This is a genomic window from Stenotrophomonas sp. YJH_SMC_16 (assembly GCF_059367875.1).
The window spans coordinates 350587-373071 of sequence record NZ_JCAFRH010000003.1 but is presented as its reverse complement, the minus strand read 5'-3'; the positions used below and the strand labels follow the sequence as shown (position 1 = coordinate 373071).

26 protein-coding genes are annotated in these 22485 nt (G+C 66.6%); 18 read left to right on the top strand and 8 right to left on the bottom strand.

Annotated features, from left to right (window positions below):
• The first annotated feature begins 53 nt into the window (after nucleotides 1-53).
• Entirely contained in the window at nucleotides 54-551 is a 498-nt protein-coding gene (locus tag AC5P6E_RS09260) for a pyridoxamine 5'-phosphate oxidase family protein (RefSeq protein ID WP_019338431.1), read from the top strand.
• Nucleotides 552-608: 57 nt separating this feature from the next.
• Here AC5P6E_RS09260 and AC5P6E_RS09255 read toward each other — a convergent pair whose 3' ends face one another.
• Nucleotides 609-1268 (bottom strand): exopolysaccharide biosynthesis protein, encoded by a 660-nt coding sequence (locus AC5P6E_RS09255; RefSeq protein ID WP_329834783.1) that lies wholly within the window; start codon nucleotides 1266-1268, stop codon nucleotides 609-611.
• On the bottom strand, nucleotides 1252-2556 hold the full coding sequence (locus AC5P6E_RS09250) for a hemolysin family protein (RefSeq protein ID WP_032952709.1): 1305 nt from the start codon (nucleotides 2554-2556) through the stop codon (nucleotides 1252-1254). Before AC5P6E_RS09250 ends, AC5P6E_RS09255 begins: the two co-directional genes overlap by 17 nt.
• A gap of 292 nt (nucleotides 2557-2848) precedes the next feature.
• Here AC5P6E_RS09250 and AC5P6E_RS09245 point away from each other — a divergent pair, with 292 nt between their 5' ends.
• Both AC5P6E_RS09245 and AC5P6E_RS09240 read left to right on the top strand, forming a co-directional pair.
• A complete protein-coding gene (locus AC5P6E_RS09245; protein WP_004152833.1) occupies nucleotides 2849-3475 on the top strand; it encodes a DUF47 domain-containing protein in 627 nt (208 codons plus the stop codon).
• A gap of 13 nt (nucleotides 3476-3488) precedes the next feature.
• A complete protein-coding gene (locus tag AC5P6E_RS09240; protein WP_019338433.1) occupies nucleotides 3489-4610 on the top strand; it encodes an inorganic phosphate transporter in 1122 nt (373 codons plus the stop codon).
• A 330-nt stretch (nucleotides 4611-4940) separates the two neighbouring features.
• On the opposite strand, the gene AC5P6E_RS09235 is transcribed toward AC5P6E_RS09240, so the two are convergent.
• The 3 genes from AC5P6E_RS09235 to parE all read right to left on the bottom strand — a co-directional run bounded on the left by AC5P6E_RS09235 (nucleotide 4941) and on the right by parE (nucleotide 9165).
• The gene (locus AC5P6E_RS09235; protein WP_483698735.1) at nucleotides 4941-6437 is read right to left on the bottom strand and encodes a S10 family peptidase; all 1497 of its coding nucleotides are present in this window, start codon (nucleotides 6435-6437) and stop codon (nucleotides 4941-4943) included.
• Nucleotides 6438-6546: 109 nt separating this feature from the next.
• On the bottom strand, nucleotides 6547-7122 hold the full coding sequence (locus AC5P6E_RS09230; protein WP_049447770.1) for a GNAT family N-acetyltransferase: 576 nt from the start codon (nucleotides 7120-7122) through the stop codon (nucleotides 6547-6549).
• Nucleotides 7123-7275: 153 nt separating this feature from the next.
• A complete protein-coding gene (parE, locus tag AC5P6E_RS09225; protein WP_019338185.1) occupies nucleotides 7276-9165 on the bottom strand; it encodes a DNA topoisomerase IV subunit B in 1890 nt (629 codons plus the stop codon).
• A gap of 172 nt (nucleotides 9166-9337) precedes the next feature.
• Here parE and AC5P6E_RS09220 point away from each other — a divergent pair, with 172 nt between their 5' ends.
• From AC5P6E_RS09220 to truD, 10 genes are all read left to right on the top strand, one after another.
• On the top strand, nucleotides 9338-9571 hold the full coding sequence (locus tag AC5P6E_RS09220; protein ID WP_010485998.1) for a hypothetical protein: 234 nt from the start codon (nucleotides 9338-9340) through the stop codon (nucleotides 9569-9571).
• A gap of 400 nt (nucleotides 9572-9971) precedes the next feature.
• On the top strand, nucleotides 9972-11636 hold the full coding sequence (gene pyrG / locus AC5P6E_RS09215; RefSeq protein WP_019338186.1) for a CTP synthase: 1665 nt from the start codon (nucleotides 9972-9974) through the stop codon (nucleotides 11634-11636).
• 89 nt (nucleotides 11637-11725) lie between these two features.
• Nucleotides 11726-12556: a 3-deoxy-8-phosphooctulonate synthase gene (gene kdsA, locus AC5P6E_RS09210; RefSeq protein WP_019338187.1), complete on the top strand. Its 831-nt coding sequence runs from the start codon at nucleotides 11726-11728 to the stop codon at nucleotides 12554-12556.
• The gene (locus tag AC5P6E_RS09205) at nucleotides 12553-12900 is read left to right on the top strand and encodes a hypothetical protein (protein WP_049435949.1); all 348 of its coding nucleotides are present in this window, start codon (nucleotides 12553-12555) and stop codon (nucleotides 12898-12900) included. Before kdsA ends, AC5P6E_RS09205 begins: the two co-directional genes overlap by 4 nt.
• Entirely contained in the window at nucleotides 12900-13229 is a 330-nt protein-coding gene (locus tag AC5P6E_RS09200) for a hypothetical protein (RefSeq protein WP_019338189.1), read from the top strand. Before AC5P6E_RS09205 ends, AC5P6E_RS09200 begins: the two co-directional genes overlap by 1 nt.
• Before the next feature lie 95 nt (nucleotides 13230-13324).
• A complete protein-coding gene (gene eno, locus AC5P6E_RS09195) occupies nucleotides 13325-14617 on the top strand; it encodes a phosphopyruvate hydratase (RefSeq protein WP_057502983.1) in 1293 nt (430 codons plus the stop codon).
• A gap of 4 nt (nucleotides 14618-14621) precedes the next feature.
• Nucleotides 14622-14975, top strand: a complete 354-nt coding sequence (gene ftsB, locus AC5P6E_RS09190) for a cell division protein FtsB (RefSeq protein WP_019338191.1) — start codon at nucleotides 14622-14624, stop codon at nucleotides 14973-14975.
• Nucleotides 14972-15670 (top strand): 2-C-methyl-D-erythritol 4-phosphate cytidylyltransferase, encoded by a 699-nt coding sequence (gene ispD, locus AC5P6E_RS09185; protein ID WP_010485984.1) that lies wholly within the window; start codon nucleotides 14972-14974, stop codon nucleotides 15668-15670. The genes ftsB and ispD overlap by 4 nt, the downstream gene beginning before the upstream one ends.
• 34 nt (nucleotides 15671-15704) lie before the next feature.
• On the top strand, nucleotides 15705-16202 hold the full coding sequence (gene ispF, locus AC5P6E_RS09180; protein WP_043402123.1) for a 2-C-methyl-D-erythritol 2,4-cyclodiphosphate synthase: 498 nt from the start codon (nucleotides 15705-15707) through the stop codon (nucleotides 16200-16202).
• Nucleotides 16199-17230 (top strand): tRNA pseudouridine(13) synthase TruD, encoded by a 1032-nt coding sequence (truD, locus tag AC5P6E_RS09175; protein WP_071305430.1) that lies wholly within the window; start codon nucleotides 16199-16201, stop codon nucleotides 17228-17230. Before ispF ends, truD begins: the two co-directional genes overlap by 4 nt.
• A 99-nt stretch (nucleotides 17231-17329) precedes the next feature.
• On the opposite strand, the gene AC5P6E_RS09170 is transcribed toward truD, so the two are convergent.
• Entirely contained in the window at nucleotides 17330-17869 is a 540-nt protein-coding gene (locus tag AC5P6E_RS09170) for a Smr/MutS family protein (protein WP_005409007.1), read from the bottom strand.
• A 209-nt stretch (nucleotides 17870-18078) separates the two neighbouring features.
• On the opposite strand from AC5P6E_RS09170, the gene surE reads away from it, so the two are divergent.
• From surE to AC5P6E_RS09150, 4 genes are read left to right on the top strand one after another with little or no spacing between them, the layout of a single operon-like run.
• Complete coding sequence (gene surE, locus AC5P6E_RS09165) at nucleotides 18079-18858, top strand: 5'/3'-nucleotidase SurE (RefSeq protein WP_010485979.1); 780 nt, start codon at nucleotides 18079-18081, stop codon at nucleotides 18856-18858.
• A complete protein-coding gene (locus AC5P6E_RS09160) occupies nucleotides 18855-19532 on the top strand; it encodes a protein-L-isoaspartate(D-aspartate) O-methyltransferase (protein ID WP_010485977.1) in 678 nt (225 codons plus the stop codon). Before surE ends, AC5P6E_RS09160 begins: the two co-directional genes overlap by 4 nt.
• 18 nt (nucleotides 19533-19550) lie before the next feature.
• Nucleotides 19551-20165, top strand: coding sequence for a YqaA family protein (locus tag AC5P6E_RS09155; protein ID WP_010485975.1), 615 nt, complete (start codon nucleotides 19551-19553; stop codon nucleotides 20163-20165).
• A complete protein-coding gene (locus AC5P6E_RS09150; RefSeq protein WP_329834789.1) occupies nucleotides 20162-20947 on the top strand; it encodes a peptidoglycan DD-metalloendopeptidase family protein in 786 nt (261 codons plus the stop codon). The genes AC5P6E_RS09155 and AC5P6E_RS09150 overlap by 4 nt, the downstream gene beginning before the upstream one ends.
• Before the next feature lie 138 nt (nucleotides 20948-21085).
• Here the strand turns inward: AC5P6E_RS09150 and AC5P6E_RS09145 are convergent, their stop codons facing one another.
• Both AC5P6E_RS09145 and yhbY read right to left on the bottom strand, forming a co-directional pair.
• On the bottom strand, nucleotides 21086-21460 hold the full coding sequence (locus tag AC5P6E_RS09145) for an Mth938-like domain-containing protein (RefSeq protein ID WP_329834791.1): 375 nt from the start codon (nucleotides 21458-21460) through the stop codon (nucleotides 21086-21088).
• A 13-nt stretch (nucleotides 21461-21473) separates the two neighbouring features.
• Complete coding sequence (gene yhbY, locus AC5P6E_RS09140) at nucleotides 21474-21779, bottom strand: ribosome assembly RNA-binding protein YhbY (protein WP_004152868.1); 306 nt, start codon at nucleotides 21777-21779, stop codon at nucleotides 21474-21476.
• A gap of 65 nt (nucleotides 21780-21844) precedes the next feature.
• Between yhbY and rlmE the strand changes: the two genes are divergently transcribed.
• Nucleotides 21845-22477, top strand: coding sequence for a 23S rRNA (uridine(2552)-2'-O)-methyltransferase RlmE (gene rlmE / locus AC5P6E_RS09135; protein ID WP_005409014.1), 633 nt, complete (start codon nucleotides 21845-21847; stop codon nucleotides 22475-22477).
• Nucleotides 22478-22485 lie beyond the last annotated feature (8 nt).

Below are 22485 nucleotides of genomic sequence, written 5' to 3'. Positions count from 1 at the left end.
CTGTTGCGGCCGATCCGCGTCTGATGGGGGCTCCCACTTCTGGAGTCCCCACCATGGCCGAGACCCGTGCCGAACACATTGCCCAACTGGCCGAGCTGATCAAGGACGTGGAGGTGGCCATGTTCACCACCACCGGCGTCGACGGGCGACTCTACAGCCGGCCGCTGGCCACCCAGCAGGTCGCCTTCGACGGTGACCTGTGGTTCGTGATCACCGGCGACAGCCCGAAGGTGGCCGAGATCGCGCTCGATCCGCGGGTCAACGTGGCCTACGCCTCGCCCTCGAAGAACACCTACGTGTCGGTGGCGGGGCGGGCACGCGTGGTCGATGATCGCGCGAAGATCGAGGAGCTGTGGTCACCGGCGATGAAGCTGTTCTTCCCCGGTGGCAAGGATGACCCCAACCTTCGCCTGATCCATGTGCGCGCCGACAGTGCCGAATACTGGGATGGCCCGGGCACTCTGCTGGGCACGGCGCTGAGCTTCGTGCTGTCGGCAGTGCAGGACGAACCGGCGGCGTTGGCCGACAACGGGTTCATCGACCTTCGGTGATGGCCGATGTCCGGTAGTGGTAGTGCCGGCCAGCGGCCGGCTCTACCGGCTTCCGGCTCAGAACCAGCGCTGGAACAGTTCCACCGTATAGCCCACCAGCTGCCCCGAACTGAAACCGAAGAATGCGATCGCTGCCAGCGCCGCGATCCAGTTGAACAGCATCAGCGCGCCATCGCGTTCCATCAGCGCCAACGAGAACAGCAGCAGCTGGAAGCCGAACAGGAAGTTGGTGAAGGGAATCGGCAGCGACAGCAGCAGGCCCAGCAACACCAGCAGCAGGCCGCTGAAGGCGTGGGCGGGCAGCGGTGTCAGCAGTTGCGGCATGCGTGGTTTCAGCATCTTGTCCAGACGCCGAAGCGGGCGGTCGATGCGGTCCAGGAAACGGTGCATGGTGCCGCGCTTTGGCCCGCGGCGGGCGATGAAGCCCGGCAGCCAGGGGCGGCGCAGGCAGCACAGCATCTGCAGGCCGATCAGGATCACCAATGGACCGCTGACCGCGCCGCCCATGCCCGGAATCGGAATGAACGAGGGCAGGATCGCCACGAACAGGAACACGCCGAACGCGCCCTGCTGCAGGTTGCACAGGATCTGGCCCAGCGGCATGTGCTCGGCCGGATCGCCGGAGGCGAACATCTCCAGCAGGGTGCGGATGCCCTCGTTGCGGTAGGCCGGGCGCTGGGCGCCCGGGCCCTGGCCGGCCTCAGGCGGTGAGCTCATCGGCCTGCTCGTCGGACAACGTGCGCAGCAGCAGCTTGTCCACCCGCGCACCGTCCAGGTCGACCACTTCGAAGCGCCAGCCGGCCCAGTCGAAGTACTCGCCCGCGTGCGGAATGCGGCCGAAGTAGTGGATGCACATGCCGGCCAGCGTGTAGTAGTCGCCGTCCTCGGCGTCGGGCAGGTCGTTGCTGCCGATCAGTTCGCGCACGTCTTCGATCGGCAGTGAGCCGTCCACCAGCAGCGAGCCGTCCTCGCGGGTCACCACCAGCGCATCTTCGTCGGCGTTCTCCACCGCCTGCAGGCGGCCGACCACGGCACCCATCAGGTCACTGATGGTCACCAGGCCCTGGATCTCGCCGTACTCGTCCACCACCAGCGCCATCGACTGCTGTTCCTCGCGGAAGATCTCCAGCAGCTTCATCGCGTGGGTTGATTCGGAAACGTACAGCGGTTCCCGCAGGGTCTGGAACAGCGCGTTGTCGCCGCGCGCCATGCGCGTGGCCAGCGATTTCAGTTCGAGCACGCCGACCACGTCCATGTCGTTGTCGCGGTACACCGGGTACCGCGAGAACTCGTGCTCGGCCATGATCTCCAGGTTGCGCTCCAGCCCGGCCTGGGTGTCGAGCCAGGCGATGCGGTTGCGCGGGGTCATCAGGCTGTCGGCGGTGCGGTCGCCCAGGCGCATCACGCGGTTCATCATGTCGCGCTCGTGGGCGTCGATCACCCCGGCCTCGTGGCTCTCGGCCACCAGCATGCGGATCTCTTCTTCGGTCACCGAGGCGACTTCATCCTTGCCCAGGCCGAACAGCCGCAGGACCAGCTGGGTCGTCTTGGACAACAGCCAGACGAAGGGCAGGGCCAACCTGGCCAGCCAGCTCATCGGCATGGCGACCAGGCCGGCAATGGCCTCGGAGCGGGTCAGGGCCAGACGCTTGGGAACCAGTTCGCCGAAGATCAGCGTGATGAAGGTGATCAGCGAGACCGCCAGGGCGGTGCCTACCTCGCGCGCGTACGCAAAGCCGGGCATCAGGCCCTGCAGCCAGCCGGCGATCGCGTCGCCGATCGCATCACCGCCGAGGTAGCCGGTCAGCACGCCGATCACGGTGATGCCGATCTGCACGGTGGACAGGAAGCTCTCCGGCTTCTCCGACAGCTCCAGTGCCTTGGCGGCGCGCTTGGAGGTGGCGGCCATCTGCTTCAGGCGGCTCTTGCGCGAGGTCATGACCGACATCTCGGACATGGCGAAGAAGCCGTTCAGGAGAACCAGCGCGAAGACAATCAGGATCATTTCAAACACGGGCATCGTCCCCGGTTGGTGGCAGGGAGGGCGGGTGCTTGCGATGGCGGCTGGCGCTCAGGAACAGGGTCCGGCGCGGCGCAGGGGGATAAGGGTCGTCGTCCATAAGGTGCGCCCGAGGGCGCGCTGGCATCTTAGCAAAGGGGCGTGGCAGGGTGGCAACCGCCTGTTCAGGTTGGGGGCTCCAGAGCCCCGAAAGGGTACGGGGATACCCGTGATGGTCATCTAGCCGTCATAATTCCGTCTGGTGCCGTCCTTCCCGCGACGGCTGACAGGTTTCTCAATGTTCTCTCTGCAGACCATTTTCGGTTCCGGCAAACAGTTCTACACCCTGCTTGATGAGGCTGCCGTCGCGGCCTCCGACGCCGCCAAGGCGCTGCATTCCATGCTGCGCGAGGCCGACCGCCAGCCCGCGCTGGACGCCTTCAAGCTGGCCCGCCTGCGCGAGCGCGCGGCCTCGGACAAGATCAGCCAGGCGCTGGTAGACAGCTTCATGACCCCGATCGAGCGCGAAGACATCGAAGCGCTGGGTTCGGCCCTGTACAAGATTCCGAAGCAGATCGAGAAGTTCGCCGATCGCTATTCGCTGGCCACGACCCACCTGGAGCACATCGACTTCGCGCCGCGCGCGGCGATGCTGGAACAGGCTGCCGGCGTGGTGGTGGAGATGGTCGCCGACCTGCGCCACATGAACCTGGACCGGATGACCGCGCTCAACGAGAAGCTGCGCTCGCTGGAGAACGAGGCCGACCGCCTGATGCTCGAGCTGTACCGCGACATCTATTCCGGTCGCCTGGACAACCTGCAGATGTTCCTGCTGAAGGAATTCTTCGAGATCCTGGAAAAGGCCATCGACCGTTGCCGCGAGGCCGGCGTGGTGGCGTACCAGATCGTGTTGAAGAACAGCTGACGGACGCCGCCGCATGTTGACCCTTGTCCTGGTGGTGATCCTGGCCGCGCTCGTTTTCGAGTTCATCAACGGCTTCCACGACACCGCCAACTCCATTGCCACCGTGGTGGCGACCAAGGTGCTCTCGCCCGGCTGGGCGGTGATGCTGGCCGCCTTCATGAACCTCATCGGCGCGTTGACCGGTACCGCGGTGGCGCTGACCATCGCCTCGGGCCTGCTCAACACCAACGTGGTCGACGTCACCCCGCAGGTGATCCTGTGCGCCCTGCTGGGCGGCATCATCTGGAACCTGATCACCTGGTGGAAGGGCCTGCCGTCCTCGTCCTCGCACGCCCTGATCGGTGGCCTCTGCGGCGCCGGCCTGGCTGCGGCCCACAACAACTGGGACGCCCTGATCTGGTCCGAGCGGCTGGGCAGCTGGGCGCAGAACAAGGGCCTGCTGTGGAAGGTGTTCGTGCCGATGATCACCTCGCCGATCGCCGGCTTCCTGCTCGGAATCGTGGTGATGGTGCTGCTGTGGGCGCTGATCGCCGGCCTGGCCAAGATCGGTGGTGCCATCGGCCGCCTGGCCCGCCCGCGCATCGTCAACGCGTTCTTCGGCAAGGCGCAGATCGCCTCGGCGGCCTACATGGGCTTTGCCCACGGCCACAACGATGCGCAGAAGACCATGGGCATCATCGCCATGACACTGATCGGTGCAGAAGCCACCGGCGCACTGAACGACCTGCCGTCCTGGCTGGCCTTCATGCACCCGGATGCGCATGCCGGTGACGGCATCGCGATGTGGATCGTGCTGACCTGTGCGGTGGTGATGGCTGCCGGTACCGCCTCGGGTGGCTGGAAGATCATCAAGACCCTGGGCCACAAGATGGTCAAGCTGCACCCGATCCACGGCTTCGCCGCGGAGACCAGCTCGGCCACCATCCTGACCCTGGCCGCCCACTTCGGCATGCCGGTCTCGACCACGCACAGCATCTCCACCGCGATCATGGGCGTCGGCTTCGCCAAGAACCCGCGCTCGCTGAAGTTCGGCGTGATCGAACGCATCGTCTGGGCCTGGATCCTGACCATCCCGGCAGCAGGCGGTTGTGCGTACCTGATCCTGAAGCTGTTCGAGCTGGTCGGCTGGACCTGATCTGCACGCACACGTTGCACAAAAAAAGCCCGCCGTATTCCGGCGGGCTTTTTTCATGGGCAGATCATTCTTCCGTATCAAGCGTGTCGACCAAGGTCGACACCCACCAGAGCAGTGCACGACGCCGTTCCGACAGTTCGCGGAGATCTGTCGAAGGCGGGACGGGGCCGGTTGTGGGGGTTTCCGCGGCATGGATGCCGCGGCCAAGCCCCCAGGGACGGGTTTACGGCGTCCCCCGCAACCGGCCCCACCCCGCCCAACCACGGAAAGCCCGCTTTTGCCGTTGCCGTTGATTCGGCGGGTGCCGGGCCGCAGGCCCGGCCGAACCCCTCAATTACGCTGGAACAGCGCCTGCACATCCCTGCGGAACGCCGCCTGGCTGTCGGCCCGGCTGTAGAACATGTGCCCGCCTGGATAACTGCGCACCTGCACCCGGTCCGGGTTGCTGCCCATCGTCGGCATCTGGTCCACCGTCAGGATCGACCCCATGAACGGGCACGACAGGTCGTTCCAGCCATGCACGATCAGTACCTGCAGATGCGGATCGATCGCCACCGCCTGGCGCAGCTGGGTCACCGCGCCCTGGCGCAGCTCGCCGTTGCGGTCCCACAGCCGGTTCACGTCGTAATTCAGCGCCTGGTAGCGCGCATCCACCTTCCAGCCGACCACGCGCGTCACGAAGTCGACCATCGCCGTGGTGGTCGGTGCAATGATGCTGTCCAGCAGCGGATCATTGGCGCGCTGCTCCGGATCATTCGGGAACGGATCGAACGCGGTCACGTTCGAGTCGTAGCGGCTGCCCAGCGTGCCCTTGTCGCGGAACACCTCACGCAGATAGGCCTGCGTCTCCAGGCGGCCACCGGCGCGGCGCACGAACTGCGGGTCCAGCCCGGTCAGTTCGGTTACCCGGCGCAGCATCGCCTCGGTCGCCTGCGGGTCGCTGCGGCCTTTCATCAGCGCGGTGGCGTAGTCGCCACGGGTGTACTCCACCACGTCACGCATCGCTGCATCCGTCAGCTTGCCCTGGCGCTCCAGGTGCGCGGCGGCGATCGACGGCAGTGTCTGCATCCATGCCATCGGCGAGACATCGGCGTTGTCTTCCAGGGTCGGGCTCAGGTAGGGCGAGACCAGCACCAGGCCGTTCATCGCCACGCCCAGCCGGGTCTGCAGGAAGTGGGTGATGCGGGGGCCACGGTAGCCACCGTAGCTCTCGCCGGTCAGGTACTTGCGTGCACCCATGCGCTGGTTGCGCAGCAGCCAGTCGTAGATCGAGCGCGACAGGTACTCGATGTCAGCGCTGGGGTTGTACAGCTGCTTCTTCGCTTCGTCATCGCCGATGCGCGCGCGGCTGAAGCCGGTGCCGACCGGATCGATGAACACCAGGTCGGTGAAGTCCAGCCAGGTGCCCGGGTTGTCGTGCAGGGTGGCGGGGGCCGAGGCACTGTCGCCTTCCGAACCGAAGGTGACCACCTTGGGCCCGATCGCGCCCATGTTGAGGTAGACCGACGAGGCACCGGGGCCGCCATTGAGCGCGAAGGTCACCGGCCGATCCTTGCCCGCCATCGTGTAGGCGGTGAACACCACATCGGCGATCACCTTGCCCTTGTCGTCGCGCACCGGCAGGGTGCCGACGGTGGCGGTGTAGTCGAGCGTGCGGCCGGCCAGGCGCATGCTCTGGCGGACCGACGCATCGGCGGGCAGCGCAGGCGCTTCGGTCTTGTCGTCCTTCGGGTCGGGCTTGGCGTCGGCGGCGGGCGCGGCCAGTACCGTGGCAGGGGCGATGAGCAGGCCGACGCAGAGCGCGGCAGTGTGCAGCAGGGACTTCATGGCACCGGATTGGCAGCGGAAGGGGGTTCCGATGCTAGGCCGGTGGCGGGCATGCCGTATGTGTCCAAAGGCATGCCCGCCGGTCGAGGCCGCCACTGGCCAGATTGGGTCAAGCGGGCAGGGGTGTGCGCACGTCGTCGGCCAGCAGGCCGTATACCGCCGAATCGGACAGTTCACCCTGGATGCGCCAGCGCTGCCGCAGCACGCCCTCCAGGTGGAAGCCCAGCCGTTCAAGCACGCGTGCCGAGGGCTGGTTGCGCGGGTCGACCTCGGCTTCCACGCGATGCAGGTGCAGGGTCTGGAACAGGTAGTCCAGCAGGTGCTGCAGCGCTTCGTGCATGTAGCCCCGGCCCTGCCTGTCGGGGGCCAGCAGGTAGCCGATCTCGGCACGTGCGGCATCGCGGTCCAGGGCGAACACCACGCAGATGCCCAGCAACGGACCGTCCAGCGTTTCGCGCACGGCCAGCTTGAGCTGGGTGCCAGTGGCCTGTGCGGCCAGATCATCGTCGATCTGCGCGCGCGACTCGGCCGGTCGTGTCCACGCCGGGTGGTTCCAGAACCGCATCACGTCCGGATCGGACTGGATCGCGAACAGGGCGGCCGCATCGTCGCGGCGGATCGGGCTCAGGACCAGGCGTGCGCTGTGCAGCGGCAGGCCCGGGAACAGCAGCGAGTGGCTGGCCAATACGATGATCCACGCGGATGGACGCGCATTATGGCGCCGCCGGGTTTGCCGATGGGGGCGGGATGTCTGTAGAGCCGAGCCGATGCTCGGCTGCCCGGCACGGCGCGGAATGCAGCCGAGCGTGGGCTCGGCTCTACAGGAGGGCTGCGGGAGTCAGACTTCCAGCGAAGCCAGGTCGCCCTTCGACTCCAGCCAGCCCTTGCGGTCGGAGGCACGCTTCTTGGCCAGCAGCATGTCCATCAGCGAGCGGGTCTGCTCGCCGTCGTCCACGGTCAGCTGCACCAGGCGGCGGGTGTCGGGGTGGATGGTCGACTCGCGCAGCTGTGGCGGATTCATCTCGCCGAGGCCCTTGAAGCGGGTGACGTTGATCGCACCCTTGATCTTCTCGCGTTCGATCTTGTCCAGCATCGAGCGCTTTTCTTCCTCGTCCAGGGCGTAGAACACCTGCTTGCCCACGTCGATGCGGAACAGCGGCGGCATGGCCACGAACACGTGGCCGGCATCGACCAGCGCCGGGAAGTGCTTGAGGAACAGCGCGGTGAGCAGGGTAGCGATGTGCAGGCCGTCCGAGTCCGCGTCGGCCAGGATGATGACCTTGCCATAGCGCAGGCCGGCAATGTCGTCCTTGCCCGGGTCGCAGCCGATGGCCACGGCCAGGTTGTGCACTTCTTCCGACGCCAGCACGCTGTTGGAGGACACTTCCCAGGTATTGAGGATCTTGCCGCGCAGCGGCAGGATCGCCTGGAAGTCCTTGTCGCGCGCCTGCTTGGCGCTGCCGCCTGCCGAGTCACCCTCCACCAGGAACAGCTCGGTGCGCGACAGGTCCTGGCTGATGCAGTCGGCCAGTTTGCCGGGCAGGGCCGGGCCCTGGGTGACCTTCTTGCGGACGACCAGCTTTTCGGTCTTCAGGCGCGCACTGGCGCGTTCGATGGCGATCTGGGCGATCTTCTCGCCCAGTTCCACGTTCTGGTTCAGCAGCAGGCTGAAGGCATCGTGGGCGGCGCCTTCGATGAAGCCAGCAGCCTGGCGCGAGGACAGGCGTTCCTTGGTCTGGCCGCTGAACTGCGGGTCGGTCATCTTCAGCGACAGCACGAACGACACGCGGTCCCACACGTCTTCCGGGGCCAGCTTGACGCCACGCGGCAGCAGGTTGCGGAAGTCGCAGAACTCGCGCAGCGCCTCGGTCAGGCCGGTACGCAGGCCGTTGACGTGGGTGCCGTGCTGGGCAGTGGGAATCAGGTTGACGTAGCTTTCCTGCACCAGCTCGCCTTCCGGCAGCCAGGCCACGGCCCAGTCAACAATTTCGGTGTCCTTCTTCAGGTTGCCGACGAACAGCTCGGCCGGCAGCATCTCGCGATCGCCCAGTTCCAGCTTCAGGTAATCGCGCAGGCCGTCTTCGTAGTACCAGGTATCGACTTCACCGGTGGCTTCGTCGGTCAGCTTCACGGTCAGGCCCGGGCACAGCACGGCCTTGGCGCGCAGCAGGTGCTTGAGCGCGCGCACCGCGAACTTGGGCGTGTCGAAGTACTTCGGGTCGGGCCAGAAGCGCACGCGGGTACCGGTGTTCTTCTTGCCGACGCTGCCGACCACTTCCAGCGGGGTGGCACGGTCGCCGTTGCGGAAGGTGATGCGGTGTTCGGCACCTTCGCGCTTGATGTGCACTTCCACCAGGGTCGACAGCGCGTTGACCACGCTGACGCCGACGCCGTGCAGGCCGCCGGAGAAAGTGTAGTTGTTGTTGCTGAACTTGCCGCCGGCGTGCAGGCGGGTGAGGATCAGCTCGACGCCCGGGATCTTCTCTTCCGGATGGATGTCCACCGGCATGCCGCGGCCGTCATCGCTGACCTCCACGCTGCCGTCCTTGTACAGGGTGATCTCGATCGAGCGGGCGTGGCCGGCGAGGGCCTCGTCCACCGAGTTGTCGATCACTTCCTGCGCCAGGTGGTTCGGGCGCGCGGTGTCGGTATACATGCCGGGACGGCGCTTGACCGGGTCAAGGCCGGACAGGACTTCAATATCGGCGGCGTTATAACGGGCGTTCATCTGTCTTCGAAAGCTTGGAGCGACGGGCAAGTGTGGGGTCTGGCACGGGATTTTGCACGCCTGCGGTTCAGTCTCGGCGACGCAGAGGGGGTAAAATGGCAGCCGCTGGAATCTGAACGCCGGCGACCCCCGTTGGGTCGAAACATCCAAGCCACACCGCGAGGAGGACCTCATGAAGAAGTTGCTGACCATTGCGATCCTGGCCGCTGCCGCCGTTGCTGTGCCGCTGGTGATGGCCCAGAACGCCGGCCAGCCGGCCCCTCAGCAGGGTGACCAGGCCGACAAGGCGCAGGCCGAGGCCGATGCCAAGGCCAAGCGTCGGGCGCAGGCCAATGCCGAAATGAAGGCGCAGGGCCAGCCGGCCCCGCAGCAGGAAGAGGAAGAGGAAGCGCGCAAGAAGCGCTGATCCCGCAACCTGCCAGGCGCCCTTGCGACAAGGGCTGCGCTCCGGAACGCCCCGCATTGCGGGGCGTTTCTTTTTAGTGGCGTGCCATCTGCCTCTTGGGTTGGCGGCCATCAATCTGTAAACTATGGCTTTCCGGGAGTAAGTGCGTGTCCACCCTTTGCGAATGGGCTGGAGCGGCCAAGCGTGGCTTCCAGCATGGCGGGTCGCAGGTGACGGTCGATTTGACCGGCACGGCCGCCCCGACCTCGCACGGTGGTCCCGGTCCGGCGCCTGCCGCCGCACGGATCCGCACCTCCCTCGCTGTCCCAGCGAACCGGAAAACCCCCTCCGAGCACCATGCCTGCCCTCCGGGCGCGCGTGGTGCTGCCGTTTTCCATTTCCAGACAGGATGCTTGCAGCCATGACTCCCTTGATTTTCGTAACCGGCGGCGTGGTGTCCTCGCTCGGCAAAGGCATTGCCGCTGCGTCACTGGCCGCCATTCTTGAAGCCCGTGGCCTGAAGGTCACGATGATGAAGCTCGACCCGTACATCAACGTCGACCCGGGCACCATGAGCCCGTTCCAGCACGGTGAGGTCTACGTCACCGACGACGGCGCCGAGACCGACCTCGACCTGGGCCACTACGAGCGCTTCGTGCGCACCCGCCTGAGCCGCAAGAACTCGGTCACCACCGGCCGCATCTACGAGAACGTGATCCGCAAGGAGCGCCGCGGCGACTACCTGGGCGCGACCGTGCAGGTCATTCCGCACATCACCGATGAAATCCGCCGTTGCATCGACGAAGCCACCGAAGGCTACGACGTGGCGCTGGTCGAGATCGGCGGTACCGTCGGCGACATCGAGTCGCTTCCGTTCCTGGAGGCGATCCGCCAGGTGCGCACGGAGCGTGGCCCGGAGAAGGCGCTGTTCATGCACCTCACCCTGGTGCCGTACATCGGCGCCGCCGGTGAGCTGAAGACCAAGCCGACCCAGCACTCGGTGAAGGAACTGCGCTCGATCGGCATCCAGCCGGACGTGCTGCTGTGCCGCTCCGAGCAGGCGGTGCCGGATTCGGAGCGCCGCAAGATCGCCCAGTTCACCAACGTTTCCGAGCGCGCGGTGATCAGCGTGCCGGACGTGGACGTGCTGTACCGCATTCCGTCGGGCCTGCACGCGCAGGGCCTGGACGAAATCGTGGTCAACCAGCTGAAGCTGGCCGACAAGGCCGGTCCGGTCGATCTGTCGATGTGGGAAGACGCGGTCGACGCCACCCTGCACCCGTTGGACGAAGTGACCATCGCCGTAGTCGGCAAGTATGTGGACCATCAGGACGCCTACAAGTCGGTCGGTGAAGCACTCAAGCATGGCGGCCTGCGCCAGCGCACCAAGGTCAACCTGAAGTGGCTGGAAGCACAGGACCTGGAAGGCACCGACATGGCCGCACTGGCCGATGTTGACGGCATCCTGGTGCCGGGTGGCTTCGGTGACCGTGGTTTCGAAGGCAAGGTGCAGACTTCGAAGTTCGCCCGCGAGCAGCACGTGCCGTACTTCGGCATCTGCTACGGCATGCAGGCGGCCGTGGTCGATTACGCGCGCAACGTGGTCGGCCTGGAAGGCGCCAACAGCACCGAGAACGACCGCCAGTCGCCGAACCCGGTGATCGGCCTGATCACCGAATGGCGTACCGCCACCGGCGATGTCGAGAAGCGTGACGACAAGAGCGACCTGGGTGGCACCATGCGCCTGGGCCTGCAGGAGCAGCGCCTGAAGCCGGGCACGCTGGCCCGCGAGCTGTACGGCAAGGACGTGGTCGCCGAGCGCCACCGCCACCGTTACGAGTTCAACAACCGTTACCGCACCCAGCTGGAAGACGCCGGCCTGGTGATCGCCGGCAAGTCGATGGACGACACCCTGGTGGAAGTGGTTGAGCTGCCGCGCGATGCGCACCCGTGGTTCCTGGCCTGCCAGGCGCACCCGGAATTCCTGTCCACGCCGCGTGACGGCCATCCGCTGTTCATCGGTTTCATCCGTGCCGCGCGCGAGCGCAAGGCCGGTGGCAAGCTGCTTTCCGAAGCGCGCGCCTGACTTGTGAATGGGGGCTTCGGTCCCCATCCTGCATGCTTCAACCCCCAGCGCACCGGCCCGGCCGGTGCTGCGGACAACAAGGAAACGCCATGAAACTGTGTGGATTCGAGGTCGGGCTGGACCAGCCCCTGTTCCTGATCGCCGGCCCCTGCGTAATCGAGTCGATGCAGCTGCAGCTTGATACCGCCGGCAAGCTGAAGGAGATCACCGACAAGCTCGGCGTCAACTTCATCTTCAAGTCCAGCTTCGACAAGGCCAACCGCACCTCGGGTACCGCCTTCCGTGGCCCGGGCATGGAGGAGGGCCTGAAGGTCCTGGCCGAGGTCAAGAAGCAGATCGGCGTGCCGGTGCTGACCGACGTCCACGAATACACCCCGATGGACGAAGTGGCCTCGGTGGTGGACGTGCTGCAGACCCCCGCGTTCCTGGTCCGCCAGACCGACTTCATCCGCAAGGTGTGCTCGGCCGGCAAGCCGGTCAACATCAAGAAGGGCCAGTTCCTGGCGCCGTGGGACATGAAGCCGGTCGTGGAGAAGGCCAAGGCCACCGGCAACGAGCAGATCATGGTCTGCGAGCGCGGTGCCAGCTTCGGCTACAACAACCTGGTCAGCGACATGCGTTCGCTGGCGGTGATGCGCGATACCGGTTGCCCGGTGGTGTTCGACGCCACCCATTCTGTGCAGTTGCCGGGCGGGCAGGGCACCAGTTCCGGTGGCCAGCGTGAGCACGTGCCGGTGCTGGCCCGTGCTGCGGTGGCCGTGGGCATCTCCGGTCTGTTCGCCGAGACCCACCCGGACCCGTCCAAGGCGCTGTCCGATGGCCCCAATGCGTGGCCGCTGGACCAGATGGAAGCGCTGCTCGAGACCCTGATGGAACTCGATGCGGTGACCAAGAAGCACGGCTTCTCGCGCTTCGCGTGAGTCGTGACCCGTGGCGGGCGCTGGAGGACCAGCGCCGCCGCCGGCACTGGAAGCAGTGGCCGTGGGGCTTGATCGCACTGGCCCTGGCCGTGCTGTTCACCGTGGGCATGTTCGGGCTGGTGCTGATCGGCGCCGCATCCGTGCGGCCACCGGGTGATGGTGGCAGCGCGCTCAATCTGCGCGCGTACTTCATTGCGCTGCTGGTGGCGGAGCTGCTCGGTGCCGCGGGATGCGTCGCTGCCGCCGTGCTGGCCTGGCGGTTGAATCGCGGCAAGGTGGCCGCTGGCCTGGCGATCATCCTGCTCTCGCTGTGGCTGGGCGCCCTGTTCTACGGAGTGCTTTGATGAATACGACCACATCGGCGCGCGGCTGGCCTTGGGGCCTGATCGCCCTGGGGCTGTCCGTGTTGACCTGGATCGCGCTGGTGGTGGGCGTGCTGGCCTTCACCGCCAGTTTCCGGCCGCCGGGGGACGGAAACAACGGCGTGCAGGCCACGCAGTGGTGGTTGCTGGGCGCGCTGGTCACGATGGTGCTGTCCTTCCTGGGTAGTCCGGTGGCGATGGTGCTGGCCTGGCGACGGCGGCGTGGCCCCATCCTGGCGGCGATTGCCGGTGCGTTGCTGGTGATGTTGGTGTCGCTGGTGCTGATCGTGATCGGGTCCAGCTGGGGCTGAAGCCGCCCATTCCATTTGGCAAGTGGCGGGCAGCCGGGGATAATCACGCGGCATTCGTTTTGTCGCCCCTCTCCAGACAGGTAACCGGTCCGACCATGAGTACGATCCGCAGCATCCACGCCCGTGAAATCCTCGACAGCCGTGGCAACCCCACGCTGGAAGCCGAAGTCATCCTGGAGGACGGTTCGTTCGGTCGTGCCGCGGTTCCCTCCGGCGCCTCGACCGGCACCAAGGAAGCGGTCGAGCTGCGTGACGGCGACAAGACCCGTTACCTGGGCAAGGGCGTGCGCAAGGCCGTCGACAACGTCAACACCACGATTGCCGCCGCGCTGAAGGGCGTCGAGGCCACCGACCAGGCCGGCCTCGACCGTCGCCTGATCGACCTCGATGGCACCGAGAACAAGGGCCGCCTGGGCGCCAACGCACTGCTGGGTGTTTCGATGGCCGCCGCGCACGCCGCCGCCGCATCGAGCAAGCAGGCACTGTGGCAGTATCTGGCCGCCAAGACCGGCGTGAGCCCGTCGCTGCCGGTGCCGATGATGAACATCATCAACGGCGGTGCGCATGCCGACAACAACGTCGACTTCCAGGAGTTCATGGTGCTGCCGGTCGGCTTCACCTCGTTCTCCGAAGCGCTGCGCGCCGGTACCGAAATCTTCCATTCGCTGAAGTCGGTGCTGAAGGGCCACGGCCTGAGCACGGCGGTCGGCGACGAAGGCGGCTTCGCGCCGGACTTCCGCAGCAACGTCGAAGCGCTGGACACCATCCTCGAAGCGATCGGCAAGGCCGGCTACACCGCCGGTGAAGACGTGCTGCTGGGCCTGGACGTGGCTTCCAGCGAGTTCTTCGAGAACGGCAAGTACAACCTGGTCGGCGAGAACAAGCGCCTGACCTCCGAGCAGTTCGTCGACTTCCTCGCCGACTGGGCCGCGCAGTACCCGATCATCACCATTGAAGATGGCCTGGCCGAGAACGACTGGGCCGGCTGGAAGCTGCTGACCGACCGCATCGGCAAGAAGGTGCAGCTGGTCGGCGACGACCTGTTCGTGACCAACCCGAAGATCTTCCAGGAAGGCATCGACTCGGGCACCGCCAACGCGATCCTGATCAAGGTCAACCAGATCGGTACCCTGAGCGAAACCCTGGAAGCGATCGCCATGGCCGATCGCGCCGGCTATGCCGCCGTGGTCTCGCACCGTTCGGGCGAAACCGAAGACACCACCATTGCCGACATCGCCGTGGCCACCACCGCCACCCAGATCAAGACCGGCTCGCTGTGCCGCAGCGATCGCGTGGCCAAGTACAACCAGCTGCTGCGCATCGAGGAAGCCCTCGGCGCCGGCGCGCGTTACGCCGGTCGTGACGCGTTCGTTTCGCTGAAGCGCTGAGCCGATGCGCGACTGGCGCTGGATGCTGCTGGTGCTGGCCCTGCTGCTGGGCTGGCTGCAGTACCGCTTCTGGTTCGGTCCGGGCAATTCGGGTGAAGTGATGATGCTCGAAGCCCAGGTCGCCAACCAGGAGCGGGACAATGAGGGCCTGCAGCAGCGCAATGATGCGCTGGCTGCCGAAGTGAAGGACCTCAAGGAAGGCCAGTCCGCCATCGAGGAACGCGCGCGAAGCGAGCTGGGCATGATCAAGCCTGGCGAAAAGTTCTACCGCGTGGTCGAGGATGCGCCGGTGCATCCGGCGCAGCCTGCGGCGAGCGTCAGCGCGCAGGTCGGCGAGCACCCGGCGGACGTGCCATGAGTGCGGCGATCTGGGTCGTGGTTCCGGCTGCTGGCCGTGGCACCCGCTTCGGCGCGCCGTTGCCCAAGCAGTACCTGCAGGCAGGTGGACAGATCCTGCTCGCCCATACCCTGGACGCCCTGCTGGCGCACCCGGCTGTGGCCGGTGCGATGGTGGTGATCGGCCAGGACGACGCCGACTGGCCGGGCTGGAACGAGTGGGCGGGCAAGCCGGTGCTGACCTGTGTCGGTGGCGCGACTCGTGCCGCTTCGGTGCTGGCCGGGTTGCAGGCGCTGCCGGAGTCGGTGCGCGCCGATGAGTTCGTGCTGGTGCATGACGCAGCCCGACCGAACCTGTCCCTGGCCGATCTCGGCCGCCTGCTTGAAGTCGGCCGTGCCGACCCGGTTGGCGCGATCCTGGCCGCCCCGGTGCGCGACACCCTCAAGCGTGCGGGTGACGACGGTGGCATCGACGGCACCGAGCCGCGCGAGCGCCTGTGGCGCGCACTGACCCCGCAGCTGTTCCGTCGCCATCAGCTCAGCCGCGCGCTGTCCGAAGCTGCCGCCGCCGGTGTTGAAGTCACCGACGAGGCCATGGCCATGGAGCGCCAGGGCCAGCGCCCGCTGCTGGTGGAAGGCAGCGAGGACAACTTCAAGGTCACCACCCCGGCCGATCTGGACCGGTTCGAATTCGTACTTTCCCGCCGCGCCAGCTGATTGCCCGCGCGGCCCTGCTGCAAGGGTTGCATCCATGAGCACCGCACCTTTCCCGCCCGTCCGCATCGGCCAGGGCTATGACGTCCATGCCTTCGGTGAAGGCGATCACATCATGCTCGGTGGCGTGAACGTACCGCACAGCTGCGGCGTGCTCGCACACAGCGACGGCGACGTGATCCTGCACGCTCTGTGCGACGCGATGCTGGGCGCACTGGCGCTGGGTGACATCGGCCAGCATTTCCCGCCAAGCGACAGCCGCTGGAAGGGCGCCGACAGCAGTGATTTCGTGCGCCACTGCGACAGCCTGCTGCGTGAGCGTGGCTGGCGTGTCGGCAACACCGACATCACCGTGATCTGCGAGCGGCCCAAGGTTGGCCCGCATGCGCTGGCCATGCGTGAGCGCATCGGCGAGCTGCTGCAGTTGCCGCTGGATGCGGTCAGCGTCAAGGCCACCACCTCGGAAAAGCTGGGCTTCACCGGCCGTGGTGAAGGCATCGCCGCGCAGGCCGTGGTGCTGCTGGTGGCCGCATGATTCCGTTGCCGCTTGCATTCGGTGCGCCATTGCTCACGGCGCGCATCCGCACCACGCCGGACGATTTCCAGGTGGACGAACTGCCGGCCTTCGAGGCCACCGGCGAAGGTGAGCACCTGCTGCTGCATATCCGCAAGCGCGGCGCCAACACCGTGCATGTGGCCAAGGTGCTGGCCAAGTGGGCCGGCCTGCCGGAAATGGCGGTGAGCTACGCCGGCATGAAGGATCGTCACGCGGTCACCACCCAGCGTTTCAGCGTGCACCTGCCCAAGCGCATTGCGCCGGACCTGGCCGAGTTGGCCAGTGATGAGATCGAAGTGCTCGAAGCGACTTGGCATAACCGCAAGCTGCAGCGTGGCGCACTGGCCGGCAACCGTTTCAAGCTGGTGTTGCGTGAAGTGCAGGGCGATGCCGCAGCTATCAGCGAACGCCTGCAGCAGGTTGCCGAGCGCGGCCTGCCGAACTGGTTCGGCGAGCAGCGCTTTGGCCGCGACGGCGGCAACGTACCGGCGGCACTGGCGATGTTCGGTGGCCGCCGCATGCGCAAGGATCAGCGTTCGTTGCTGCTGTCAGCCGCGCGTTCGGCGCTGTTCAACCGCGTGCTGGCCGCGCGCGTGGAGCAGGGCAACTGGGATCAGCCGCTGGAGGGCGAAGTGTGGATGCTCGATGGCAGCCGCAGCGTGTTCGGACCCGAGCCGTACACCGACGTGCTGGCCGAGCGCCTGGCGCGTTTCGACATCCATCCCAGCGCGCCGCTGTGGGGCGAAGGCGAGCTGCGCAGCACCGATGCGGCACGCGAGCTGGAGCTGGCCGCGCTGGACGACGAGGAATCGAAGGCCCTGCGTGCCGGCCTGGAAGGCGCACGGCTGAAGCAGGAGCGCCGCGCGCTGCGGCTGCGCCCGGCGCTGCTGCAGCACCAATGGCTGGCCGATGACGTACTGGAGCTGTCGTTCGCGCTGCCGCCGGGCTGCTACGCCACCGCCGTGCTGCACGAGCTCGGCCCGGTCGAAGACGCCTCGCAGGCCTGACAGAAAAAGGGGACGGAGGCGAAGAGCATCCACGCATGGCGTGGATCTACTTTCCTCCGCTCACCACAGTAGATCCACGCCATGCGTGGATGCGTTACCTCACCGCCGTGCCAGCAGCACCAGTACCGCGCCGGTACCGCCTTGCCCGGTTGGCGCCGAGTGGAACGCCAGCACATCGTTGCGCAGCCGCAGCAGGCGGTCGACCAGGTTCTTCAGTACCGGCGCACCGCCATCGGACTGCAATCCTTTGCCGTGGATGATGCGCACGCAGCCATACTCGTGTGCATGCGCCTCCAGCAGGAACTGGCGCAGCAGCGTCTCCGCCTGCGCGGCGGTGGCACCATGCAGGTCCAGCTCGTCCTGCACCGAATACTGGCCACGCTTGAGGCGCTGGAACAGGCGCGGTGGCAGGTTGTCGCGGCGATAGCTGGCCACGTCGCCGGCTTCCAGCGGCGTGCTGTCGCGCAGCAGCCGGGCGAACTCGCCGGCGGCTTCGGCCTCGTCACGTTCGGCCATGCGCGCGCGCGGCTTCGGCCGGGGCGCAGCCGGTGCCGGCTCGGCATCCTTGCGCAGCGGCGTCACTTCGCCGATGGCCGCACGGAACAATGCGGCCGGATCTTCGTCTTCAGGGTGCGACATGCGCACAGGGTAAACCGCCGGCGCAGGTCTGCCTATGACGGTTCGATGTCGGCCGTGACCGCCGGCAGGGTAGGACCAGCGGCTCGCATGCGGCACAATAGACGATGCCCTTGCAGGGTCGACGGCTTCCGCAGGGGAGTACGACGGTCCCGCCCACACTGCACGGTGATGGAATCGAATTCTTGGAAAATCAAGCGGTTAAATCGAAGATGCGAATCCTGGTCAGTAACGACGATGGCGTCGACGCCGCAGGCATCCGGATGCTTGCTTCGGTGCTGCGCGAGGCCGGACACGAAGTCACGGTGGTGGCACCCGACCGCGATCGCTCCGGCGCCAGCAATTCGCTGACCCTGGACCTGCCGATCCGCCTCAAGCGCATCGACCATTACACCGTCTCGGTGGCCGGCACCCCGACCGACTGCGTGCACCTTGCGCTGACCGGGCTGCTCGAGTTCGAACCCGACATTGTCGTGTCCGGCATCAACAACGCCGCCAACCTCGGCGATGACGTGATCTATTCCGGCACCGTCTCGGCGGCGATGGAAGGCCGCTTCCTCGGCCTGCCGGCGGTGGCGGTCTCGCTGGTCACCCGCAACCACGATCCGAAGCACTTCGAAACCGCCGCGCGCGCCGCAGTGGAGATCGTCGCCCGGCTCAAGGCCGATCCGTTGCCGGCTGACACCATCCTCAACGTCAACGTGCCGGATCTGCCGTGGAGCGAGGTCAAGGGCTTCGAGGTCACCCGCCTCGGCAACCGCCATCGTGCAGAAGGCTGCATCGCGCAGAAGGACCCGCGCGGCAACGAGGTGTACTGGATCGGCCCGGCTGGTCGTGAGCAGGACTCCGGTCCCGGCACCGACTTCCATGCGGTGCGCACCGGCCACATCTCCATCACCCCGATCCAGGTCGACCTGACCCGCTACCAGGCACTGGAGAAGGTGGCCAGCTGGGTTGGCGGCCTCAGTGCGGCGCTGGACCAGCCGGCATGAGCCCACGCCTGCGCCTGCAACCGGAAGCCGTCGGTATCGGCATGACCTCGCAGCGCGTGCGTGACCGACTGGTCGATCGCCTGCGCGAAGCCGGCATCGTCGACGAGCCGACCTTGAACGCGATCCGGGTGGTGCCGCGCCATCTGTTCATCGACGAGGCACTGGCGTCACGCGCCTACGAAGACACAGCCCTGCCGATCGGCCACGGCCAGACCATCTCGCAGCCCTGGGTGGTCGCGCGAATGACCGAGGCGGTGCTCCAGGTCGCGCCGAAGCGGGTGCTGGAAGTCGGCACCGGTTCCGGTTACCAGGCCGCCATCCTCGGTGCGCTGGGCCTGGAGGTCTACACCGTGGAGCGCATCGGCGATCTGCTGCGCCAGGCCCGCAAGCGCTTCCGTGCGCTGGGCATGAACATCCGCACCAAGCATGACGACGGCCGCGTCGGTTGGGCCGAGCACGGTCCGTTCGACGCCATCGTGGTCACTGCGGCGGCGCCGGCACTGGTCGACGCCCTGATCGAGCAGCTGGCCGAGGGCGGCCGCCTGGTGGCGCCGGTCGGTGGCCCCGGAGCGCAGTCGCTGGTACAGCTGGACCGCAAGGCCGACGGCAGCATCGAACAACACGTGCTGGCGCCGGTCACGTTCGTGCCGCTGCTGTCTGGCATGCTCGACTAATCCACGGAGCAGGGTTGCATGAAGATTTTCGGGCCGCTGTACGAGCGGGCGATGAAGTGGGCGGCGCACGAGCGCGCGCCGACCTACCTGACGGTGTTGAGCTTCTTCGAGGCGATCATCTTCCCGGTGATGCCGGAGGTGATGCTGGCACCGATGTGCGTGGCCCAGCCCAAGCGCGGCTGGTGGTTCGCCACCCTCAGCCTGGCCGGCTCGATGGTCGGCGCGCTGATTGGCTATGCACTGGGTCATTACGCCTTCGAGGCGATCAAGCCGCTGTTCGAAGCGCTGGGCATGCTGCCGGCGATCGAGCAGGGCATCATCACCGTGCAGGCGAAGATGGCCGAGTCGCCCTGGGCGGTGTTCACCTTCCTGGTGCTGGGCGGCTTCATGCCCATCCCGATGAAGGTCTTCACGTGGGCATCGGGTATCGTCGGCGTACCGATGCCGCAGTACCTGCTGAGCATGCTGATCGGTCGCGGCAAGCGCGTGTTCGTGCTGGCTGCGGTCATCCGTATCGGTGGTGCGCGTGCCGAAGCGGCACTGCGTCGCTGGATTGAACCGCTGGGCTGGATCGCCACCGCGCTGGTGGTGGTGCTGATCGCCTGGCTTGTATGGAGGTCGAAGTTCGCATGAGTCCTGATCGTCTGAGCAAGGGAGTGCGCATCGGCGCGCTGGCGTTGCTGGTTTCCACCCTGGCCGCCTGCGGCACCGCCACTGTGGTCCGCCCGGGTGGTGGCAGCACCGCCAGTGGTGTGACCACGCCGAAGACCTCGGTGCCCAAGCCCGGGCAGACCGTGGTGGTGCGCAAGGGCGACACCATCTATGCGCTGGCCCGCATCCATGACATCACCCCGGCCGACCTGATTGCCTGGAACAGCCTGGACAACCCCTCGACCATCCACCCGGGGCAGGTGATCCGGCTGTATCCGGCCGGTGCAAGCGGTGGCCGCGCGCCGACCACGGTGGTGACCCCGCCGCGCTCGGGTGGCAGCAGTGGCGGCAGCACCGCGCGGGCCCCGGCGCCAGTCGGTCCGGTGAAGAGCAACATCGCCTGGCGCTGGCCAGCTGACGGCGCGATCGTCGGCCGCTACGTGGCCGGTGATGCGACCAAGCAGGGCGTGGACATCGCCGGCACCAGCGGCCAGGCGGTCAAGGCCACCGCCAATGGCGTGGTGGTGTATTCCGGCGCCGGCCTGGTCGGCTACGGTGAACTGATCATCATCAAGCACAGTGACCAGTGGCTGTCGGCCTATGGCCACAACCGCAAGCGGCTGGTGAACGAAGGCCAGAGCGTGAAGGCCGGTGAGCAGATTGCGGAAATGGGCCGTACCGGTGCGAACCGCGACATGGTCCACTTCGAGATTCGTTACAACGGCAAGCCGGTCGACCCGCAGCAGTATCTGCCGGCACGCTGATCACCGTGTGATCGGGTAGCGCCGGGTCACGCCCGGCGGCTTTCCGCGCCGCGACGCGGCGCCGCCCGAGCATGGGCTGGGGCGCTACAGAGTACGTGTGATCCAGGGCACTGCCGGGCCATGCCCGGCGACGCCACGTCAGCCTTCGAGAATGAAGGCGGCGGCGACCTTGCGGCCTTCGCCGGCCAGGATGTTGAAGGTGCGTGCGGCGGCCGGAGTGTTCATCACTTCCAGGCCGATGCCGCGTGACAGGCAGGCGGCCATCACCACCGCCGGCGGGAACACCTGGCGGTCACCGGTGCCGAGCACGATCAGCGCCGGGTTCAGCGCCAGGATCGGCTCCAGGTCGGCCAGCTGCAGTTCGGTGGCCTGCTTCACCGGCCAGCGCTCGACCAGCTGGTCCGGGGTCAGGAAGAAGCTGCTGCCCAGCACCAGCTCGTTGACCCGGGCCGAGCGGCCATCGGCGGCGCGCAGGCTGTAGGCGTAATCTGGCGGTTCGTGGTTCAGCTGCATGGCAGTAGGGCGATCAGCCGCGCGGCAGCACGATCTGTCGCTGTTCCTTGCTCGGGCGGTACAGCACGGCGACGTGGCCGATGCGCTGCACCAGCGCGCTTTCGGTGGCTTCGACGATCTCGCCGATCATCACGTCACGGGCGTCGCGGTCTTCGGCAGCGACCTTCACCTTGACCAGCTCGTGGCGCTCCAGCACTTCGTTCAGCTCAGCGATGAAGGCCGGGGTCACACCCTTGCCGCCGGTCTGCAGCAGGGCCTTCAGGTCGTGGGCTTGGCCGCGCAGGAAACGGGTCTGGGAAGCGGTCAGGGCGATGGACATGCAGGAAAACACGGTTGAATGGGGCGATCAGGGTATCATGAGGACCCCATCAGCCCCTATTTTCAATGGCTACCCGCAGCAAAAGCAGCCAGCGCTGGCTCAAGGAACACTTCTCCGACCCCTTCGTGAAGAAGGCCCAGGCCGAAGGCATGCGTTCGCGCGCCGCCTACAAGCTCGAAGAGCTGCTGGAACGTGACCGGTTGCTGAAGCCGCACATGGTGGTGGTCGACCTCGGCGCGGCCCCGGGCGGCTGGTCTCAGCAGGTTCGGAGACAGATCGGCGACACCGGCCGCGTGCTGGCGCTGGACATCCTGGACATGCCGCCGCTGGCCGGCGTCGAGTTCCTTCATGGTGACTTCAGGGAAGAAGCCGTTCTATCACAGTTTGAAGCCATGCTCGGGGATCAGCCGGTAGACCTTGTGCTGTCGGACATGGCCCCCAATAAGAGTGGTGTGGGCGCGGTCGACCAGCCGCGGATGATGCACCTGGCGGAGCTGGCCCTGGATTTTGCCGACAACCACCTGAAAACCGGTGGGGCATTCCTGATCAAGCTGTTCCAGGGCGAGGGCTTTGACGACTACGTGCGCGACATGCGCCGCCGGTACGACAAAGTCTCCATCCGCAAGCCGGAAGCCTCGCGCAAGCGCTCTCCCGAGGTGTATGCCTTGGGTCAGGGAAAACGCGCCCACATGAAGTAAGCTCGCAA

Coding starts and splice junctions, on each gene's coding strand:
- AC5P6E_RS09260 (WP_019338431.1), top strand. CDS start 54: ATGGCCGAGACCCGTGCCGAACACATTGCCCAACTGGCCGAGCTGATC.
- AC5P6E_RS09255 (WP_329834783.1), bottom strand. CDS start 1,268: ATGAGCTCACCGCCTGAGGCCGGCCAGGGCCCGGGCGCCCAGCGCCCG.
- AC5P6E_RS09250 (WP_032952709.1), bottom strand. CDS start 2,556: ATGATCCTGATTGTCTTCGCGCTGGTTCTCCTGAACGGCTTCTTCGCC.
- AC5P6E_RS09245 (WP_004152833.1), top strand. CDS start 2,849: ATGTTCTCTCTGCAGACCATTTTCGGTTCCGGCAAACAGTTCTACACC.
- AC5P6E_RS09240 (WP_019338433.1), top strand. CDS start 3,489: ATGTTGACCCTTGTCCTGGTGGTGATCCTGGCCGCGCTCGTTTTCGAG.
- AC5P6E_RS09235 (WP_483698735.1), bottom strand. CDS start 6,437: ATGAAGTCCCTGCTGCACACTGCCGCGCTCTGCGTCGGCCTGCTCATC.
- parE (WP_019338185.1), bottom strand. CDS start 9,165: ATGAACGCCCGTTATAACGCCGCCGATATTGAAGTCCTGTCCGGCCTT.
- AC5P6E_RS09220 (WP_010485998.1), top strand. CDS start 9,338: ATGAAGAAGTTGCTGACCATTGCGATCCTGGCCGCTGCCGCCGTTGCT.
- pyrG (WP_019338186.1), top strand. CDS start 9,972: ATGACTCCCTTGATTTTCGTAACCGGCGGCGTGGTGTCCTCGCTCGGC.
- kdsA (WP_019338187.1), top strand. CDS start 11,726: ATGAAACTGTGTGGATTCGAGGTCGGGCTGGACCAGCCCCTGTTCCTG.
- AC5P6E_RS09200 (WP_019338189.1), top strand. CDS start 12,900: ATGAATACGACCACATCGGCGCGCGGCTGGCCTTGGGGCCTGATCGCC.
- eno (WP_057502983.1), top strand. CDS start 13,325: ATGAGTACGATCCGCAGCATCCACGCCCGTGAAATCCTCGACAGCCGT.
- ftsB (WP_019338191.1), top strand. CDS start 14,622: ATGCGCGACTGGCGCTGGATGCTGCTGGTGCTGGCCCTGCTGCTGGGC.
- ispD (WP_010485984.1), top strand. CDS start 14,972: ATGAGTGCGGCGATCTGGGTCGTGGTTCCGGCTGCTGGCCGTGGCACC.
- ispF (WP_043402123.1), top strand. CDS start 15,705: ATGAGCACCGCACCTTTCCCGCCCGTCCGCATCGGCCAGGGCTATGAC.
- truD (WP_071305430.1), top strand. CDS start 16,199: ATGATTCCGTTGCCGCTTGCATTCGGTGCGCCATTGCTCACGGCGCGC.
- AC5P6E_RS09170 (WP_005409007.1), bottom strand. CDS start 17,869: ATGTCGCACCCTGAAGACGAAGATCCGGCCGCATTGTTCCGTGCGGCC.
- surE (WP_010485979.1), top strand. CDS start 18,079: ATGCGAATCCTGGTCAGTAACGACGATGGCGTCGACGCCGCAGGCATC.
- AC5P6E_RS09160 (WP_010485977.1), top strand. CDS start 18,855: ATGAGCCCACGCCTGCGCCTGCAACCGGAAGCCGTCGGTATCGGCATG.
- AC5P6E_RS09155 (WP_010485975.1), top strand. CDS start 19,551: ATGAAGATTTTCGGGCCGCTGTACGAGCGGGCGATGAAGTGGGCGGCG.
- AC5P6E_RS09150 (WP_329834789.1), top strand. CDS start 20,162: ATGAGTCCTGATCGTCTGAGCAAGGGAGTGCGCATCGGCGCGCTGGCG.
- AC5P6E_RS09145 (WP_329834791.1), bottom strand. CDS start 21,460: ATGCAGCTGAACCACGAACCGCCAGATTACGCCTACAGCCTGCGCGCC.
- yhbY (WP_004152868.1), bottom strand. CDS start 21,779: ATGTCCATCGCCCTGACCGCTTCCCAGACCCGTTTCCTGCGCGGCCAA.
- rlmE (WP_005409014.1), top strand. CDS start 21,845: ATGGCTACCCGCAGCAAAAGCAGCCAGCGCTGGCTCAAGGAACACTTC.